We start from the raw sequence: 18,144 nt of genomic DNA on the forward strand, positions 1-18,144 counted from the left end.
AGACCATAGTGGGAATTAAAATTTCTGAGGCTGCGGCACAACGAGCATCTAGCTTTCTGCAAAACAGAGGCTCAGGGCTAGGCTTGCGCTTAGGAGTCAAAACCACGGGTTGTTCTGGTTTAGCGTATGTGTTGGAATTTGTCGACGAGTTAAACGAAGATGACCATGTTTTTGAAGATAATGGCGTTAAAATCATTATCGATGGTAAAAGCTTGGTGTACTTAGACGGTACCGAATTAGATTTTGCCAAAGAAGGCCTGAACGAAGGGTTCCAGTTTAATAACCCTAACGCAAACGGCGAATGTGGCTGCGGCGAAAGTTTTAACGTATAGGTGTGCTATACGTGGCTATCAAAGAAGCAGGCTAACAGGCCTGCTTTTTATTAACGACGATTAAGACGTATCACGATGTAGACGCTTCCATTGTCTACACCTTCATAGGCCAAACTCAAAAGACGCTAATTGATATGAATTATTTTGCGCTATTCAACCTGACGCCTTCATTCGATGTAGACAAAGCGGCGCTTGCAGCGACGTACCAACAACTACAAAAACTCACGCATCCAGATAGGTTTGCTACCGCCAGCGAGCGCGACAAACTCATTGCTTTGCAAAAAAATGCGCAAGTTAATGACGGCTATCAAGTCTTAAAAACACCTCTGAGTCGTGCTGAGCATATGTTGGAGCTACGCGGTGTAGAATTACAGCATGAGCAAAAAACCATGCAAGACGGTGCATTTTTAATGCAGCAAATGGAATGGCGTGAACAATTAGACGATGCTCAACATGCTAGCGATCCTCTTACTGCCCTTGAGTCTTTAGACGACGAAGTAGCGGCGGATATTAAGCGGTTGTTGAGTGAGCTTGGGGGTTTTCTCGAGCAATCCGATGATGCAGCGAATGAAAATGCTGCAAATCTGGTACGTAAGCTGAAGTTTTTATTTAAGCTACGTCACGAAATTGAAATCAAAGAAGACGCGTTAAGCGACTTTTGAACAACTAAACGGTTTTTATAATGGCATTACTCCAAATTGCAGAACCTGGCCTGAGCGCGGCACCTCACCAACGTAAACTTGCCGTGGGTATTGATTTAGGCACAACAAATTCTCTCGTGGCGACTGTTCGCAGTGGTCAGGCAGAGACGTTGGGTGACAACAATAACCAACACCTTTTACCTTCAGTGGTAAGTTACACCGCTGAGCAAGTGGTGGTGGGTGAGCAGGCTAAGCATGATGCTAGCCTTGACCCTGCAAATACCATTGTTTCAGTAAAACGTTTCTTGGGTCGTAGTCTCAATGATATTCGCCGCAGTTATCCAGACTTGCCTTATGATTTCGATGAGTCAAACCCGAACTCGCCGTTGTTGAATGTTACCGGCCGTCAAGTGAATCCAGTTGAGGTGTCATCTGAAATACTCACCACCCTGCGTTTACGTGCAGAACAGAGCTTGGGTGAAGAGCTAAGCGGCGCTGTGGTAACGGTTCCTGCGTATTTCGATGATGCGCAGCGCCAAGGCACTAAAGATGCCGCGCAACTAGCGGGATTAAAAGTGTTGCGGCTATTAAACGAACCCACAGCGGCCGCCATCGCTTACGGCTTAGACACTGCCCAAGAGGGCGTGATTGCCGTTTATGACTTGGGTGGCGGCACATTTGATATATCTATTTTACGCTTGAGCAAAGGGGTATTCGAGGTATTAGCCACTGGCGGTGATTCGGCATTAGGCGGCGATGATTTTGATCACATGATTGTTAAGCATTTTCGCCAGCAGCTTGGCCTAGAGGGGGCGTTGTCAAAACGTTTGCATCGGGTCCTATTGGACAAAGCAAAGTTTGCTAAAGAGTCCTTGAGCGACAATGACACTGTTACAGTGGATTTTGCCGATGACGAGCAAAAGCTTCTCAGCTTATCTATTAGTCGAGAAACCTTTCAAGGTTTGATTGCTGACTTAACGAAAAGTACATTACGCGCGTGTCGCAGGGCGCTGAAAGACGCCGAGTTAGAAAAAGACGAAGTGCTAGAAGTCGTCATGGTTGGCGGTTCAACTCGCGTACCTTATGTGCGTGAGCAAGTGGGCGAATTCTTCGGCCGAACCCCTTTGACCTCTATTGATCCTGATAAAGTGGTGGCCATTGGCGCCTCTATTCAAGCTGATATTCTAGTAGGTAACAAGCCTGACGGTGAAATGCTGTTACTGGACGTATTACCACTGTCTCTTGGCTTGGAAACTATGGGCGGTTTGGTTGAGAAAGTCATTCACCGGAATACCACTATTCCTGTGGCGAAAGCGCAAGAATTTACGACATTCAAAGATGGCCAGACGGCTATGATGATCCACGTGTTGCAAGGTGAGCGCGAATTGGTTGACGACTGCCGTTCGCTAGCCAAATTCACGTTGCACGGCATACCGCCGATGGCGGCTGGCGCTGCGCACATTCGTGTCACCTTTCAGGTAGATGCAGATGGTCTGCTTAACGTGATGGCGATGGAGAAATCCAGTGGCGTTCAAGCTGAGATCCAAGTTAAACCCTCTTATGGATTAGACGAGTCACAAATCAGCGACATGCTTAAAGCGTCCATGCAGAACGCCACAGGCGACATGCAGGCCCGCATGTTGAAAGAGCAACAGGTAGAAGCTGCAAGAGTACATGAAGCCCTACAAGCTGCGCTGAATGCAGATGGAGCTGAGCTATTGAGTGCGGCGGAAATCGGCACTATTCAAGCTAGCTTAGAGGTATTAGATATCGCAGGCAAAAATGATGATATCGATGCGATAAAGCAAGCGATTAGCGCGGCCGATGCAGCGAGTCAAATATTCGCAGAAAAACGTATGGATCACTCGATCAAAAAGGCATTAGCCGGTCATACGGTCGACAGCATTTAATTTTATTTAGCGTCAGAATTAATTTTTCGATTTAAGGAAACAACAGATGCCACAAGTTATATTTTTACCTCATGCTGAGCTTTGCCCAGATGGTGCCGTACTCGAAGCGCCTTCTGGCACAACAGTATTGGATGTTGCTTTGAAAAACGGTATAGGCATTGAGCATGCTTGTGAGAAGTCATGCGCCTGTACCACCTGCCACGTCATTGTGCGTGAAGGGTTTGAATCGCTTGACGAGAGTGATGAGTTAGAAGACGACTTACTCGACAAAGCCTGGGGTCTAGAGCCTGATTCGCGTTTAGGTTGCCAAGCTATTATTAAAGATGAAGATTTAGTGGTTGAGATCCCTCGTTACACCGTTAATCAGGTTAGTGAAGGGCACTAATCGCTAATTGTGATTTTGCTTTAACAAAAACCAGCCATAGGCTGGTTTTTTTATATGTGCACGGCGGTAAAAATGAACTGTACATAAAAACAGGTGTTGTGCTATATTTTGTACAGACACGCAATTGAGGATACAAATATGGCCATTATTACCAGATACGTCGTTGAGCATAAAGGGGTTGAAAAGTTTGTGACCGCAGATAAAAAAGAAGCCGATAAGTACGACAAAATGCTAGAAGTAGCAGACAACCTAGCCGAGTATATTGAAGCTAAGGGGATGAAGTTCGAAGCTGACGTTTTAGAGGATTTGGCGATCATGCTGTCTAAAAATAAAGATGCGGTTGGCAAGATGTTCAAAGGTACTGAGGCAAAGTCTGTACTGTCTGACGAAAAAGCTGAAGTAGTCGCCCTTAGTAAAAAGAAAGCCTAAGGATCAGGGCTCAATCACGGCTCAATACTGAGAACTTATACCCACTCCAGTAAACAATGAATCGCTGAGCGAAAATTTTTAAATGTAAGCTAAAAGGCGACCGTCAGGCCGCCTATGGCTGTTCAGTAGGTGGCTCTTTATCACTTAGAAGCATAAGATTAACTTGCTTTTTTTAATGTCATTTCTTTAGTTTCTCCCTTGATGTTAGGGGCATCTTTTTCTTCTTTAGCAGCATTGTGCGGCATATAACGCGCTTTTTTCTTCGCTTTGAGCATATGAATATCCGCTAAGACTAGACCATCAATACAATTGCCAAAATCAGCATCAATATTAAAGTCTAGGAAATGAATGCCACCGTTGTCATAGGTTTCCGTATATTGTTTATACAGCGTCGGAACCGCCACTCCCATGTTGGCCAGCATATGCTTTAGTTGGGTAAAATCTTTCTTATAATCACCGCCAGTAAAACTTTCAGCTAAATCGGTCGCCAAATGATAGGGGGTTTTAGAGGTGGCAATAGTGTCTTTGTGGGTAAAATACAAGCGGTAAAATTGTACTAACAAGTCTTTGGCCGCTTTAGGGTAGGTATCGCTCAAGGAAACAGGTCCGAACAAATAGCGATAGTCAGGGTGGCGCTGCAAAAATGCCCCTATGCCGTACCATAAGTAATCTAAGCTACGTTTACCCCAATACCTGGGCTGTACAAAACTTCGGCCGAGCTCAAGTCCTTTTTCAAAATACGGCTGCATTGCGTCGGTATAATTGAATAGCGTGGCTGAGTACAAACCATCGGTTCCGGTTTGTGCCAGTAACTTTTTAGCATCACCAAAACGATAAGCGCCGGCAATTTCTAGATCGTCTGGATCCCAAAGAATCAAATGAAAATACTGGGTATCGTATTGATCAATATCGCGTCTGCGGTGACTGCCTTCACCTACGGCGCGAAACGCTATTTCACGCAGGCGCCCAATTTCGCGCATGATGGGTGAACTACCCTTGTATTGATATAAGTAGATTGCTTTGCCATCGGTGGTTTCCCCTAAATGCTCACAATCACGTTTTATTGCACGGCTTAGTTCAGTGCGGTTTTCTGGCATAGCAATGGCTTTTTGGGTGGCAAAAATGCCTTGTTTGCCCGTGCCGATCCGATAGAGATGCTTTTTGAGTAATTTAACTTGCTGGATGCGATTAATTTTATCATTGGCATAGGATTCAAATGGGATCACTTCGCCAATACGCATGGGCAAATGCTTACGCTTTTGTTTAAACATTTCTGTGACCAGTAGCATGGCCGCCAATGGCTTATATAGCATGGATACACCATAAAATAGGGGGGAGTTTTTAGCATCAATAAATACTGGCAGGATAGGGGCTTTTGCTTGACGCGCAATACGCAAAAAGCCGCTGTGCCAATGGGTATCTCGCACTCCCTGAGGGCGCAGCCTAGACACCTCCCCCGCAGGGAATATCAGTAGTGCGCCTTCTTGCTCTAAATGCTGCTGAATGTTGTGAATATGATCTTTTGCGGTGCCGCCGGCCATGTTATTGACCGGTAACAACATGCAGTGTAACGGGGCGATTGTCATCAACATTTGATTTGCCACGACTTTTACATCAGTTCTGATTTCGCTAACCAATTTTATGAGGGCTAGGGCGTCTAACGAGCCGATGGGGTGATTGGCAATAATAACCAAGCGACCTTGGCTTTGAATATGCTCACGCTCGTTATCACGCACCGAATAGCTAACATTGAAGTACTCAAGAACTTGTTCAACGAATTCCAGACCTTGGTGGTGCGGATAGCTCTGAGCAAACTCGTTCATTTCTCGCTCATGAAGCAAATGTCTTAGTACAAAACCTGCTGACTTAAACAACCACGGCTTTTCAGCCACTTTTGGGTAGTGCTTGTGTAAAACGTCATTAACCGTAAACATAGAGAGTGCCGTTATTGCTGTTATTAGGGCTTATACTAGCGACGATATATGACGATTTGGTGCCAGTTAAATGGCAATTTAATTACAGTACAAAGGACAAAAAAAGACCATCAGGCGGCTTTATTTTGGCCTTTTGCTTTGCTCATGCGTAGGTTGAATAGGTTGCTGGCGTGAGCCGTCTGGGTCCAGTAAATCAGCTTCATTTCCCCGCTTGCTAATTCCGTTAAGGCTGAGCAGTTTTCAATCCAGTCTCCATCGTTGTAATAGGTTTTCCCATTGATATTATCAACTTCGGGGTGGTGAATGTGCCCACAAATGACGCCGTCTAAGTCCATTTCCGTCGCGCGGTTAATGCACGCATGCTTATAGCGGCTAATGGCTTTATTAGCCTCTTTTATATGGCTCTTTAAATAGCCTGCCAATGACCAATAGGGGAATTTAAGCGACGCGCGAGCGCGGTTATACCAACGATTAATAAATAATAAAAAGTCATATGCCTTATCGCCTATCCATGACTGTAAAGGGCCGAAGCAAACTTCTTGATCAAACTGATCGCCATGAAGCACCAATAATTTTTTACCGTCTGCGGTAGTGTGAACGGCTTCTCTGGCTATTTCGATTTCACCAAATGTGATGCCATCGTATTTTTGCAATGGAGCATCATGATTGCCGGGCAAAAAGATAACGCGAGTGTCTTCCTTTGATAAACACATGAGTTTGTGAAGCACCTTATTATGTGCCTCAGGCCAGCGGAATTGCTTGCTCATTGCCCACATATCGATAATGTCACCTACTAGGTATAATGTCTCAATAGTTGAGTGCTCTAAAAAGTCGAGCAAGTATTCAGCTTTACAGTCTTTGCTGCCTAGGTGAATATCAGACAACCAAACTGTGCGGTAGTGCGCGCGATAAACCAGTGTGTTTTTCATGGTAAAACCCTTTAACTGTTTAGCGCTTAGGCTAAAAGCAGGGGTTTACAGTAAAGTGACGTTAATTTGAAAGTATCATGACAGTGAGCTCTCATTACCGATATATGGCAAAGAGCTCACCGGTGTTGGTGGGTATTAATCTAGGGTGTCGGATAAGCGCTTTTTGAGCTCGATTTCCTGATTTTGTGTTAAGGCTTTGTCGTCACTATTGCTAATGATGAATAAATCTTCAGCCCGCTCGCCGATCGTGGCGATTTTAGCCATACGTAATGAAAACTCCATTTCCACCAATAAGTTGCCCACTTTAGCCAACAGCCCTGGCGCATCTAATGCTTCAAGTTCAACCAGCGTGACATCAGGCTGACTGGAATAGAACCGCACTTTAGTGGGGACGTCCAGCTGTTTCATTTGACGGGACATTTTACGACGGTTCTGGTGCTCTTCACCCGGTTTGTTTAGCTGATTGGTCACAGCTTCTTTTAAACTGCTTAAGCGACTCGCCGAGTCAATCCTGTCTCCCGATTGTTCCAACACAATGAAGCTATCAAAGACGTAGCCATCATTGGTTTTCATGATCTGCGCATCATGAATCGAACAGTTGCGGCTATCAAGTACAGAAGCAACCTGAGCGAACAAGTTGATTTTATCCTTACCATACACCAGTAATTCTGTACCCGATTTAGCGGTGTGTTCATTGGCTTCAACGAGTAAAAAGTCATCAGTCATAGGATGAGCTGCTAGAATAACGCCTGCATGCCACGCAATTTGATCGGGCTTGAAACGCACAAAGTAATCGTCCGTTAAGCGTTTCCAAAACTGTTCAACTTGGCTTTCATTTACGCCGCGGTTTACCAGTAGTCTTTTTGCTTTGGTCTGATGTTCGTCAATCCTATCTTGCAAAGCAACCTTGCATTCCAAGCCGTTATCTAAGGCTTTTTGTGTGAGCAAATACAGTTCACGAAGTAGAGTGGCTTTCCAGTCATTCCATAAGTTGTCATTGGTGGCACGAATATCAGCCAGTGTCAGCACATAAAGGTGATTAAGGTGATTGTGCGTGCGTACATTACCCGCAAATTCGTTGATCACCTCTGGGTCGTATATATCGCGGCGCTGTGCAATAACGGACATCATTAGGTGGCTTTCAACTAACCAAGCGATGAGTTCGGCGTCTTTGTCATTAATGTCATGCATGGTGCAAAACTCGGCGACATCTTTAGCACCTAATTTAGAGTGGTCACCGTTACGGCCTTTACCAATATCATGAAAGATAGAGGCAATGTATAACAACTCAGGTTTGTCTAGGTTACGCACGATACGGCTACAACGAGGAAAGCCTGCGTTGCCCTGACTGTATTGATAAACGTTCTTAACTAATCGATGGGTGTGCTCATCAACAGTGTATGCATGAAATAAGTCGAATTGCATCATGCCTACAATATGATCCCATTGCGGTAAATAGGACTGCAAAATACCGTGCTTATGCATGATGTCCCACCCTAAACCAAAGAAATCTGGGTGTTGCATCAGTTCAATGAATAGCGTGCGACAGCGAGGAATTTCACAGTAATATTGACTATGGAACTTACGACGCGCTAAGCGTAGTTGACTAAGTACGCTTGAATGCAAACCTTCAATTTGCGGCGTATCTGCAATCAGTAGTAAGCATTGCAGAATGTCTTCTGGCTCATTGAATACGTTGTCATGCCGCGTGGCGAGTAGACCATCGGCAATTTCAAAGCTTGGATTGATAATTGAGCGATCTTTGACTTTGATATGCAATACATCGTGTCCAAAGCGTTGCAATAACATTTCGTTAAGCTCACTAATACGCCTTACCGTTCTGAAAAACGATTTCATCATGCGCTCGACAGATGCCTTACCATCATCACCATAACCTAAGCGACTGGCCACATCATTTTGATAATCAAATAACAAACGATTTTCGCTGCGCCCAGCTTGCATATGCAGTGCAAATCTTATGCGCCATAGATTAGAGCGACACTCTAGTAGCTCCTGAAATTCTTGCTCTGTGAAGTAACCGCGTTCTACCAGTTCCGTGCCCTTCATCACCTTAAAGTGTTTCTTAGCTATCCAACCAATATTTTGTATGTCACGCAAGCAGCCAGGGCTCTCTTTAACATTGGGTTCAAGGTTATAAGAGGTGCCTTTAAATTTAGAATGGCGTATTTGTTGTTCTTTTGATTTAGCGATAAAAAAGTCTTTGCTAGTCCAATAACCGCGCCCATGAAGTTTTTTATTCAGAGTTAAAAAGGTGTCTTGATTACCTGTCAGAAGCCGAGCTTCGACCAAATTTGTCGCTATGGTGACATCACCACGGGCTAGGGAAACGGTTTCCTTTATGGTACGAACTGATTGGCCTATGTCTAAACCAACATCCCACAAAAAGGTGATAAACTGACCTATGGTATTTTGCTGGGCTTGAGAGAGCGAACTAGGGCTAAGTAGCAACAGGTCAATATCTGAATAGGGTTGCAGTTGGCCTCTACCGTAACCGCCTACCGCCACCAATGCTATTTTAGTTTCTTTATGTAAATCGAGTAGTTCCCATGCATGGCATAAAAGAGCATCGACAAAGGTGGCACGACCAAGAACAAGGCTGTCTACATCTACTCGAGTAAACTCACTCTCTAACCAGTCATAACTATCGCTGATGCAGGCTTTAAATGCAGGAATGTCGTCAGTGGATTGAATAAGTTGGATTTGATTTATTAACGTTTGCAAAGACAAGATACGGTCCTTTATTCAATTGGATGACGATTTAATTACACGGATATACTCTTAAGGTTCATCTAATTAAAGCCTGATGACAAATAACTAATTCCGGTAAGAATTAATTATTTATCATAAGCTTAGAAAAGAGTTTACGAATGACGCTTAATGATTAATGACGCGCTCTATTTCCTCATCGTCCCGCAGGGTAAGAATTTCGACCCCGGTTTCGGTCACTAATAAGGTGTGCTCCCATTGAGCGCTAAGGCTGCGATCTTTAGTGACGACGGTCCAGTCATCAGGCAACACTTTAGAGTAACGTTTACCTGCATTGACCATGGGTTCGATGGTAAAACACATGCCGGCCTCCAATACCTCACCTGTGTTTGGGCGACCATAGTGAACGACCTGAGGCTCTTCATGGAAGTTAGCGCCGATACCATGGCCACAGTATTCACGTACAATTGAATAGTTATGGCCTTCAGCATGTTGCTGTATGGCGTGCCCAATGTCGCCTAAACGCACTCCCGGCTTTACCATCTTAATGCCGATATAAAGGGCTTCTTGGGTGACGCGGATTAGGCGTTCAGTCATAATGCTTGGTTTGCCAACCACAAACATTTTTGACGTGTCGCCGTGGTAACCGTCTTTTATAACGGTGACGTCAATATTTACACTGTCGCCGTCTTTTAATTTTTTGTCGGCCGGAATACCGTGGCAGATAACATGATTAACAGAGGTACAGATAGACTTAGGAAACGGCGGATTACCGTAATTCAACGGGGCAGGGATAGCCTGCTGTTCATTAACGATGTAATCATGACAAATTTGGTTCAGTTCTTCTGTGGTCACGCCTTTTTTGACGTGAGGACCAATCATTTGTAATACATCTGCTGCGAGTCGCCCGGCAACGCGCATTTTTTCAATTTCTTGTGCGGTTTTGATAGTAGCTGGCAAAGCAATGTCCTAATTTTTTCGGGTCTTAATAAATGTGGTTATATCTTAACTTTTCAAGGCGCTGGTGTATAGCGCCTATACCTAAACTTGAATTTCCCTCATTCTCGTGATATAAAGCGCCCCGCTGAAACAACTGTTCATTGATATGTTCTTCTGAACTTGTCATAAAACGGTTATTTACAGCGACTAACTTATATTTAATAACACACATACATCGACACAGTTTTCGGGGTGTTTGTGCAAGATTCGTCTGCACAGATCGAGACCTGGGATGTATGGAGGCCTAACCCCATATTAAGGAAACTAATATAATGGCAAATGTATCAATGCGCGATATGCTTCAAGCAGGCGTTCACTTCGGTCACCAAACTCGTTACTGGAACCCAAAAATGAAACCTTTCATCTTTGGCGCTCGTAACAAAGTTCACATCATCAACTTAGAAAAAACGGTTCCGTTATTCAACAATGCGTTGAATTACATCGGCAGCGTTGCTTCAAAGAAAGGTAAAATCCTTTTTGTTGGTACTAAACGTGCAGCAAGTGATTCAGTTCGTGACGCAGCAGTTAAATGTGACCAGTTCTACGTTAACAAACGTTGGTTGGGCGGCATGTTGACTAACTGGAAAACAGTTCGTCAATCAATCAAGCGCTTGAAAGATCTAGAGCAACAAAGCCAAGACGGTACGTTCGACAAAATCACTAAGAAAGAAGTGCTTATGTTACAACGCGAAATGGCTAAGCTAGAAAACAGCTTGGGCGGGATCAAAAACATGGGCGGTCTTCCTGATTGTCTTTTCGTTGTTGATGCTGATCACGAGCACATTGCGATTACCGAAGCGCGTAACCTTGGTATTCCAGTTGTTTCTATCGTCGACACAAACTCAAACCCAGATGGTGTTGATTACATCATTCCTGGTAACGATGATGCGATCCGTGCAGTTCAACTTTACTTGAACTCTGCTGCTGACGCCGTTATCGAAGGTCGTGAGAAGAACATTGAAGTACAGGCTGAAGAAGGTGAGTTTGTTGAAGCTGCTGAGTAATCAGCCCCTTTAATATTCCTATTGAGTCAGTCTGTTAATGCACAAATGTGCATGACACGAAAATCTAACAGGGGCTAATGCCCCTGTTTTTTAATCCTAATTTAAGTACATTATATTGCTGAGGAAACGACAATGGCAGTGACAGCAGCCCTAGTTAAAGAATTACGCGAGCGTACCGCTGCAGGTATGTTGGATTGTAAAAATGCACTAGTTGAAGCTAACGGTGACATCGAGCTAGCAATCGAAAACATGCGTAAAAATGGCCAAGCAAAAGCGGCTAAAAAAGCAGGTCGTATCGCCGCTGAAGGCGTTATCTTGACCAAAGTTGCTAACGGTGTAGCAACAATGATCGAATTGAACAGTGAAACAGATTTCGTTGCTCGTGACGAAGGTTTCATCGCATTCGGTAGCAAATTGATCGAAGTGGCGTCTGCTAACAAAATCAATGACATTGAAACGTTGAACGATTCAGTGGTTGACGGCGTTAAAGTAAGTGACGCACGTGACACTTTGGTTGCTAAAATTGGCGAAAACATTTCTCCACGTCGTGTTATTTCTGTTGAAGGTGATAACCTTGGCGCATACGTACACGGCGGCCGCATCGGCGTTATCGCTATCCTTCAAGGTGGCGACGAAGAGCTTGCAAAAGACATCGCTATGCACGTTGCAGCAGCTAACCCTCAGTTTGTTAAGCCAACTGATGTACCAGCTGAAGTTGTTGCTAAAGAAAAAGAAATTCAACTTGATATCGCTATGCAGTCAGGCAAGCCTGCTGACATCGCTGAGAAGATGGTTTCTGGTCGCATGAACAAGTTCACTTCTGAAGTAAGCCTAACAGGTCAAGCTTTCATTAAAGATCCTTCAACGTCTGTAGCACAATTGCTTAAAGCGAAAAATGCTGACGTTATCAACTTCGTACGTTTCGAAGTAGGTGAAGGTATTGAGAAGAAAGAAGAAGACTTTGCTGCTGAAGTAGCTGCACAAATGGCCGCTGCTAAGAAATAATTGCGCCATTTGCTTTTGCGAAAAGCTAATGTCATATAAACTATTGGCACCTCAAATTGAGGTGCCTTTTTATATGTGGACCAAGCTGTATAACGGCACGTACTGTAAAATTCAGTACATTTAGGTTCTTAACGCCTAAGTTTAGCGCTAAGTGTTGAACTATGTGCGCACAAAAGCAACTTAGGTAATGCCTGTACGCTAAGACGTACATTGTTATACCGAGAGTTATTGACCCCCATTATTCGTTAAATAAGGAACAGCCTGCCGATGAGTACAACACCTAAACATGCCTATCGTAGAATATTGCTAAAGCTAAGTGGCGAAGCCTTAATGGGCGAAGAAGGCTTTGGAATTGATCCAAAAGTTCTTGAGCGTATGGCGCAAGAAATAAAAGAATTGGTTGAACTGGGTATTGAAGTTGGCTTAGTCATAGGCGGCGGTAACCTATTCCGCGGTGAAGGTTTAGCAAAAGCAGGCATGAATCGTGTTGTTGGCGATCACATGGGTATGCTCGCGACAGTTATGAACGGTCTAGCCATGCGTGATGCGCTACATCGTGCATTTGTTAATGCCCGTCTAATGTCAGCCATTCCACTTAATGGCGTATGTGATGCCTATAACTGGGCTGAAGCTATTAGTTTATTAAAATCTGGTCGCGTGGTTATTTTTGCTGCAGGTACGGGCAACCCGTTCTTCACAACTGACTCAGCCGCGTGTTTGCGTGGTATTGAAATAGAAGCCGATGCTGTGCTTAAGGGCACTAAAGTAGACGGTGTATATGATTCAGATCCTGCGAAAAATCCAGATGCCGTGTTATACAAAAAACTGTCTTACTCTGAAGTATTAGACAAAGAATTAAAAGTGATGGACTTGGCGGCATTTACGCTAGCCCGAGATCACAATATCCCTATTCGCGTTTTTAATATGAATACCCCAGGATGCTTACGCGCAGTTGTGCTTGGTGAAGATGTTGGTACCGTAATTTGCCATCCAGAAAAACAAGATAATTAATTAGGAAGACATTTTATGATTGATGAAATCAATGTAGACGCGCGTCAGCGCATGGAAAAAAGCGTGCTTGCGTTACGTGGTCAATTTACCAAAATTCGCACCGGTCGTGCCCATCCTAGCTTATTAGATAGCATAATGGTGCCATATTACGGCGCACCGACGCCGTTAAAGCAATTGGCTAACGTGATAGCTGAAGACTCTCGCACACTTGCCTTAACTGTGTTTGACAAAAGCGCAGCACAAGCCGTTGAAAAAGCAATTATGCAGTCAGATTTGGGGTTAAACCCAATGAGTGCAGGTACGGTTATCCGTATTCCTATGCCCGCATTGACAGAAGAGCGCCGGAAAGATTTGATCCGCGTCGTACGTAATGAGGCTGAAGGCGGCCGTGTCGCTGTGCGTAATATTCGTCGTGACGCCAATGGCGATATCAAAGAGTTATTGAAAGAAAAAGAAATCAGCGAAGATGATGCTCACCGCGGTGAAGACGCTATTCAAAAGCTGACTGATGAATTCGTAAAACAAATCGATGACATCTTAGCAGCGAAAGAAACAGAGTTAATGGAAGTATAGTGGTTGCCTGATAAATGAATTCAGAATCACAATCGACCAGTAAACTCGTGCCCCAGCACGTTGCAATCATTATGGATGGCAACGGTCGCTGGGCCAAAAAGAAAGGCAAAATACGAACATTCGGGCATCGTGCTGGTGTTAAAGGTGTTCGTGCTTCTGTGTCTTTTTCCCTTAAAAACAACATCAAAGTTTTAACCTTATTTGCCTTTAGTAGTGAAAACTGGAATCGCCCTCAAGAAGAAGTGGGGGTACTAATGGAACTGTTCAAAATGGTCTTGAGCAGTGAAGTTAAAAAACTGCACAAAAATAACGTTAAATTACGTGTTATTGGTGATACCAGTCGCTTCGACAAAAAGCTGGTTGCACAAATTCAAGATGCTGAGACATTAACTGAAAACAACGATGGTTTAATTCTCAACATTGCTGCGAATTACGGTGGTCGCTGGGATATTCTCAACGCAGCCAAGACGTTGGCTGAGCAGGTCAAAGAAGGCGCACTCGAATGTGAACAAATCGACGAAGCCATGCTCAACAGTTATACCTGTTGCGCTGACCTTCCAGAACTCGATTTACTCATTCGTACCGGTGGTGAAACCCGTATTAGCAACTTTTTGCTATGGCAAGTTGCTTACGCAGAATTGTATTTTACCGATACCTACTGGCCGGATTTTAACGAAGATGCTTTCCAACTTGCCATCGATAACTTTGCCGATAGGCAACGCCGCTACGGGATGACGGGCGAACAGGTCAGTTAATGACAGGTTCGTTTGCAGTTATCTCCACTTTCGCTTCTGAGGGCTCACAATGTTGAAAGAACGTATTCTGACCGCACTGGTGTTAGCACCGCTGGTACTGTGTTCGATTTTATTTCTACCTATGCTTGGTTTCGAAATAGCCATGATTGGCGTGCTTGGATTAGGTGCATGGGAATGGGCAAATATGTCTGGGTTTGTTACCCGCCAAACTAAAGCCATATATACGCTTATAGTGGTGGCCATATGCAGCTATTTCACCTTTACCATAGACGTGGAAAATATCTGGTATCAAGGCCAGTTAAATAGCCTTTACCATTATATTTTAGGTATCGCCGCCTTGTGGTGGTTCGTATCTTTGTTGATGATCATTGCCTATCCTCGTTTTAGTTCATTTTGGCGCACGCGTAGGGGGATTCAAGGGATATTCGGACTACTCACGCTAATACCAACTTGGGTCGCGATAGTCTCATTGCGAACCAGTTTGTATGACGTCGATAGCTTTTACGGCGCGTCACTCATTTTTTACGTGTTGGGCATAGTATGGGCTGCCGATATTGGCGCATTCTTTGTTGGGGTTAAGTTTGGGCGCACTAAACTGCGCCCAAGAGTCTCTCCTGGCAAAACCTTTGAAGGCTTAATGGGAGGCGTTGGCGCTTCTTCACTTATTATTGCTTTTGCGGCACTTCACTATGCCGTTGACCCCAGCCGAATTTGGATCAACATTTTAATTGGCGGTTTGACGGTTGCGGTATCTGCATTAGGCGATTTAAACGAAAGTATGCTCAAACGCTGTGCGGGTATCAAAGACAGTGGAAACTTGTTACCGGGACACGGTGGTATTTTAGATCGCATTGACAGCTTAACGGCTGCATTTCCTGTTTTTGCCTTTTGCTATGTTTCGTGGATGGCTTAATGCAAAATATTTGTATATTAGGCGCAACAGGCTCTATTGGACAAAGCACTATTGATGTGGTGTTGCGCCACCCTGGTTTGTATCAGGTTTATGCGTTAACAGCTCATAGCCAAATAGATAAGCTCCTTGAGCAAGCCAAACTGTGCCAACCTAAGTATCTTGTGTTATCCGACAGCACTCGTTATCAAAATGCCAAACAAGCGTTACTCGCCAGTGGAATAAAAACAGAGCTTCTGTCAGGCGCGCAAGCGTTAGCTGATGTTGCCAGCGCTGATGAGGTTGATGTAGTGATGGCCGCTATTGTCGGTGGTGCGGGTTTATTACCAACTATCGCGGCGGTTAAAGCGGGCAAGAAGGTACTATTGGCCAACAAAGAATCGTTGGTGATGTCAGGCGAGTTATTCATTAATGCAGCTAAAGAGCATGGCGCGACGATATTGCCCATTGACAGTGAACACAACGCTATATTTCAGTGCTTGCCTCATGACTTTCAATACGGTGATTTGGCGGCCTCCGGGATCAGCAGTATCTTATTAACCGGCTCGGGAGGGCCGTTTCGGGAAACGCCATTAAATCGTTTATCTGAGATGACACCTGCTCAAGCATGTGCTCACCCTAATTGGGATATGGGGCAAAAGATATCGGTCGATTCCGCCACTATGATGAATAAAGGCTTGGAGTTTATTGAAGCGCGTTGGTTATTTGGCTTGCAAACGAGTGATATCAAAGTGGTATTACATCCTCAGAGTATTATTCATTCCATGGTGCAGTATTGCGACGGTTCAGTGTTAGCCCAAATGGGCAACCCAGATATGCGCACGCCGATTGCCCATGGCTTAGCGTTTCCAAAACGCATTGATTCTGGGGTTAAACCTCTGGACTTCCAAAACGTGAGCAATTTTAGTTTCGACGAACCTGAGCCACAACGCTATCCCAATTTATATTTGGCAATAGAAGCATCTGATGCAGGCCAATATGCTACAACCGCATTAAATGCAGCGAATGAAGTGGCAGTGGCAGCTTTCTTATCTGGCCAAATTGGATTTAGCCAAATAGCCCAAGTCAATCAACAATGCGTAGCAAAAATGCAGGGGTGTCAGCTCGATGACATCAATGCCATTGTTGAGTGGGATAAGGAATGTCGTCGTCAGGCACAACAAATTATTTCATCTTACTCAAGAGAGGCGCGCTAATGTTAGGCTTTTTATGGAGTTTAGCGTCGTTCGTTATTGCGCTGGGTATTTTGGTCGCTGTGCACGAGTGGGGACACTTCTGGGTGGCAAGGCGCTGCGGAGTCAAAGTCGAGCGTTTTTCCGTCGGTTTCGGTAAAGCGCTTTGGCGTCGCACGGATAAGCTAGGCACTGAATACGTTATTGCTGCCATACCATTAGGTGGTTACGTAAAAATGCTCGACGAGCGAGTAGACGACGTAGCAGAAGAAGATTTGCCTCACGCTTTTAATCGTCAGCACGTACTCAAGCGAATTGCTATTATCGCTGCTGGCCCGTTAACCAACTTCATTTTCGCCATATTTGCTTTATTTGTGATGTATCTTATCGGCGTTCAAACTATCAAGCCGATGCTAGGCGAAATAAAGCCAGACAGTATCGCCAGCCAAGCTGGATTGCTAGAGGGCTCTATCATCAAGCGAGTGGGAGAGCGAGACACCATCGATTGGCAAGCGGTGAATCTAGAGCTGATTTCATATATTGGCAATGATACTCTGCCACTCACTATTACATTGCCAAATAGTCCAGTTGAACAAACTAAAGTGTTAAATTTGAGCACTTGGCAATTTGATCCGGACAAAGACTCCGCAATCGAAAGTTTAGGTTTGTCTGTGTATCGGCCAGAAGTCTTGAGTATCGTTGGTTTGGTGGCTGAAAAGTCTGCTGCTGAGCAACTTGGTTTAAAGGTTGGCGATAAAATTCAGCAGGTAGATGGAACTACCATGGCAAATTGGGAACAAATAGTCAGTTATGTTGCAAAGCGTCCCAATGCTGATGTTGTTATTGAGGTGCTAAGAGACGAGCAGGTTGTGAGGTTGAGCGGCTTGTTGGGCTCGCGCCAAGATGGTGAAAATGAGATTGGTTACTTGGGTGTCAGCCCAACGTTAGCACCATGGCCGAAAGGGGTTTTATTCACTCACCAATACGGTCTGATTGATGCTGTTGCCCAAGCGAGCGACAAAACATGGCGTCTGATGACGCTTAGCGTCGAAATGCTAGGAAAGTTAATTACAGGTGATGTGTCGGTTAAAAACCTCAGTGGACCGATTTCCATTGCCCAGGGTGCTGGGATGAGTGCGAGTTCAGGAATAGTGTATTTTCTGAGCTTTTTAGCGTTAATTAGCGTCAATTTGGGAATTATTAACCTTTTACCCATTCCGGTGCTTGATGGTGGACACTTACTCTATTACTTTATAGAGCTTTTACGTGGTCGACCCGTTCCGGACTCTATACAAGAGATTGGTTTTAAAATAGGTGGCTTATTATTACTCCTGTTTATGAGTATCGCCATCATTAACGACATTACGCGTTTATAATTTTTATCGGCCAAATTGGTCAAAGCACAAACATATGTGCGCTTAGGAAGAA

The 18,144-nt window shown here is 44.5% G+C and carries 17 protein-coding genes; 13 read left to right on the plus strand and 4 right to left on the minus strand.

All coding sequences use genetic code 11. From position 1 onward, the window contains the following. The first annotated feature begins 8 nt into the window (after window positions 1–8). The 5 genes from iscA (at window position 9) to PATL_RS06335 (ending at window position 3,697) form a co-directional block, all read left to right on the plus strand. The gene (iscA, locus tag PATL_RS06315) at window positions 9–332 is read left to right on the plus strand and encodes an iron-sulfur cluster assembly protein IscA (protein ID WP_006992096.1); all 324 of its coding nucleotides are present in this window, start codon (window positions 9–11) and stop codon (window positions 330–332) included. Between the two features lie 134 nt (window positions 333–466). Then, window positions 467–994: a co-chaperone HscB gene (gene hscB, locus PATL_RS06320; RefSeq protein ID WP_011574095.1), complete on the plus strand. Its 528-nt coding sequence runs from the start codon at window positions 467–469 to the stop codon at window positions 992–994. Window positions 995–1,014: 20 nt separating this feature from the next. Next, the gene (gene hscA, locus PATL_RS06325; protein ID WP_011574096.1) at window positions 1,015–2,883 is read left to right on the plus strand and encodes a Fe-S protein assembly chaperone HscA; all 1,869 of its coding nucleotides are present in this window, start codon (window positions 1,015–1,017) and stop codon (window positions 2,881–2,883) included. Between the two features lie 46 nt (window positions 2,884–2,929). After that, complete coding sequence (gene fdx, locus PATL_RS06330) at window positions 2,930–3,268, plus strand: ISC system 2Fe-2S type ferredoxin (RefSeq protein WP_006992099.1); 339 nt, start codon at window positions 2,930–2,932, stop codon at window positions 3,266–3,268. A gap of 138 nt (window positions 3,269–3,406) precedes the next feature. After that, window positions 3,407–3,697: a YebG family protein gene (locus PATL_RS06335; RefSeq protein WP_011574097.1), complete on the plus strand. Its 291-nt coding sequence runs from the start codon at window positions 3,407–3,409 to the stop codon at window positions 3,695–3,697. 158 nt (window positions 3,698–3,855) lie between these two features. Here the strand turns inward: PATL_RS06335 and PATL_RS06340 are convergent, their stop codons facing one another. From PATL_RS06340 to map, 4 genes are all read right to left on the minus strand, one after another. Next, window positions 3,856–5,631 (minus strand): GNAT family N-acyltransferase, encoded by a 1,776-nt coding sequence (locus tag PATL_RS06340; RefSeq protein WP_011574098.1) that lies wholly within the window; start codon window positions 5,629–5,631, stop codon window positions 3,856–3,858. Window positions 5,632–5,741: 110 nt separating this feature from the next. Then, window positions 5,742–6,560, minus strand: a complete 819-nt coding sequence (locus PATL_RS06345) for a UDP-2,3-diacylglucosamine diphosphatase (RefSeq protein ID WP_011574099.1) — start codon at window positions 6,558–6,560, stop codon at window positions 5,742–5,744. A gap of 135 nt (window positions 6,561–6,695) precedes the next feature. Beyond that, window positions 6,696–9,308 (minus strand): [protein-PII] uridylyltransferase, encoded by a 2,613-nt coding sequence (gene glnD, locus PATL_RS06350; protein ID WP_011574100.1) that lies wholly within the window; start codon window positions 9,306–9,308, stop codon window positions 6,696–6,698. Between the two features lie 147 nt (window positions 9,309–9,455). Continuing rightward, window positions 9,456–10,247, minus strand: a complete 792-nt coding sequence (map, locus tag PATL_RS06355; RefSeq protein ID WP_011574101.1) for a type I methionyl aminopeptidase — start codon at window positions 10,245–10,247, stop codon at window positions 9,456–9,458. A gap of 311 nt (window positions 10,248–10,558) precedes the next feature. Between map and rpsB the strand changes: the two genes are divergently transcribed. The 8 genes from rpsB to rseP all read left to right on the plus strand — a co-directional run bounded on the left by rpsB (window position 10,559) and on the right by rseP (window position 18,092). After that, on the plus strand, window positions 10,559–11,290 hold the full coding sequence (gene rpsB, locus PATL_RS06360; RefSeq protein ID WP_011574102.1) for a 30S ribosomal protein S2: 732 nt from the start codon (window positions 10,559–10,561) through the stop codon (window positions 11,288–11,290). Window positions 11,291–11,422: 132 nt separating this feature from the next. Beyond that, window positions 11,423–12,295: a translation elongation factor Ts gene (gene tsf, locus PATL_RS06365; protein WP_011574103.1), complete on the plus strand. Its 873-nt coding sequence runs from the start codon at window positions 11,423–11,425 to the stop codon at window positions 12,293–12,295. Window positions 12,296–12,562: 267 nt separating this feature from the next. After that, window positions 12,563–13,306, plus strand: a complete 744-nt coding sequence (pyrH, locus tag PATL_RS06370) for a UMP kinase (protein WP_011574104.1) — start codon at window positions 12,563–12,565, stop codon at window positions 13,304–13,306. A gap of 15 nt (window positions 13,307–13,321) precedes the next feature. After that, window positions 13,322–13,879 (plus strand): ribosome recycling factor, encoded by a 558-nt coding sequence (frr, locus tag PATL_RS06375; RefSeq protein ID WP_006992108.1) that lies wholly within the window; start codon window positions 13,322–13,324, stop codon window positions 13,877–13,879. Between the two features lie 14 nt (window positions 13,880–13,893). Then, entirely contained in the window at window positions 13,894–14,634 is a 741-nt protein-coding gene (uppS, locus tag PATL_RS06380; RefSeq protein ID WP_011574105.1) for a polyprenyl diphosphate synthase, read from the plus strand. A 49-nt stretch (window positions 14,635–14,683) separates the two neighbouring features. Continuing rightward, the gene (locus PATL_RS06385) at window positions 14,684–15,547 is read left to right on the plus strand and encodes a phosphatidate cytidylyltransferase (RefSeq protein ID WP_011574106.1); all 864 of its coding nucleotides are present in this window, start codon (window positions 14,684–14,686) and stop codon (window positions 15,545–15,547) included. Continuing rightward, a complete protein-coding gene (gene ispC, locus PATL_RS06390) occupies window positions 15,547–16,740 on the plus strand; it encodes a 1-deoxy-D-xylulose-5-phosphate reductoisomerase (RefSeq protein ID WP_011574107.1) in 1,194 nt (397 codons plus the stop codon). The genes PATL_RS06385 and ispC overlap by 1 nt, the downstream gene beginning before the upstream one ends. Continuing rightward, window positions 16,740–18,092 carry a sigma E protease regulator RseP gene (gene rseP / locus PATL_RS06395; protein ID WP_011574108.1) on the plus strand — a complete coding sequence of 451 codons (1,353 nt, stop codon included), beginning with the start codon at window positions 16,740–16,742 and terminating at the stop codon, window positions 18,090–18,092. Before ispC ends, rseP begins: the two co-directional genes overlap by 1 nt. Window positions 18,093–18,144: the final 52 nt, after the last annotated feature.

The sequence above is a fragment of the Paraglaciecola sp. T6c genome (genome assembly GCF_000014225.1).
GTDB classification, from domain to species: domain Bacteria; phylum Pseudomonadota; class Gammaproteobacteria; order Enterobacterales; family Alteromonadaceae; genus Paraglaciecola; species Paraglaciecola atlantica_A.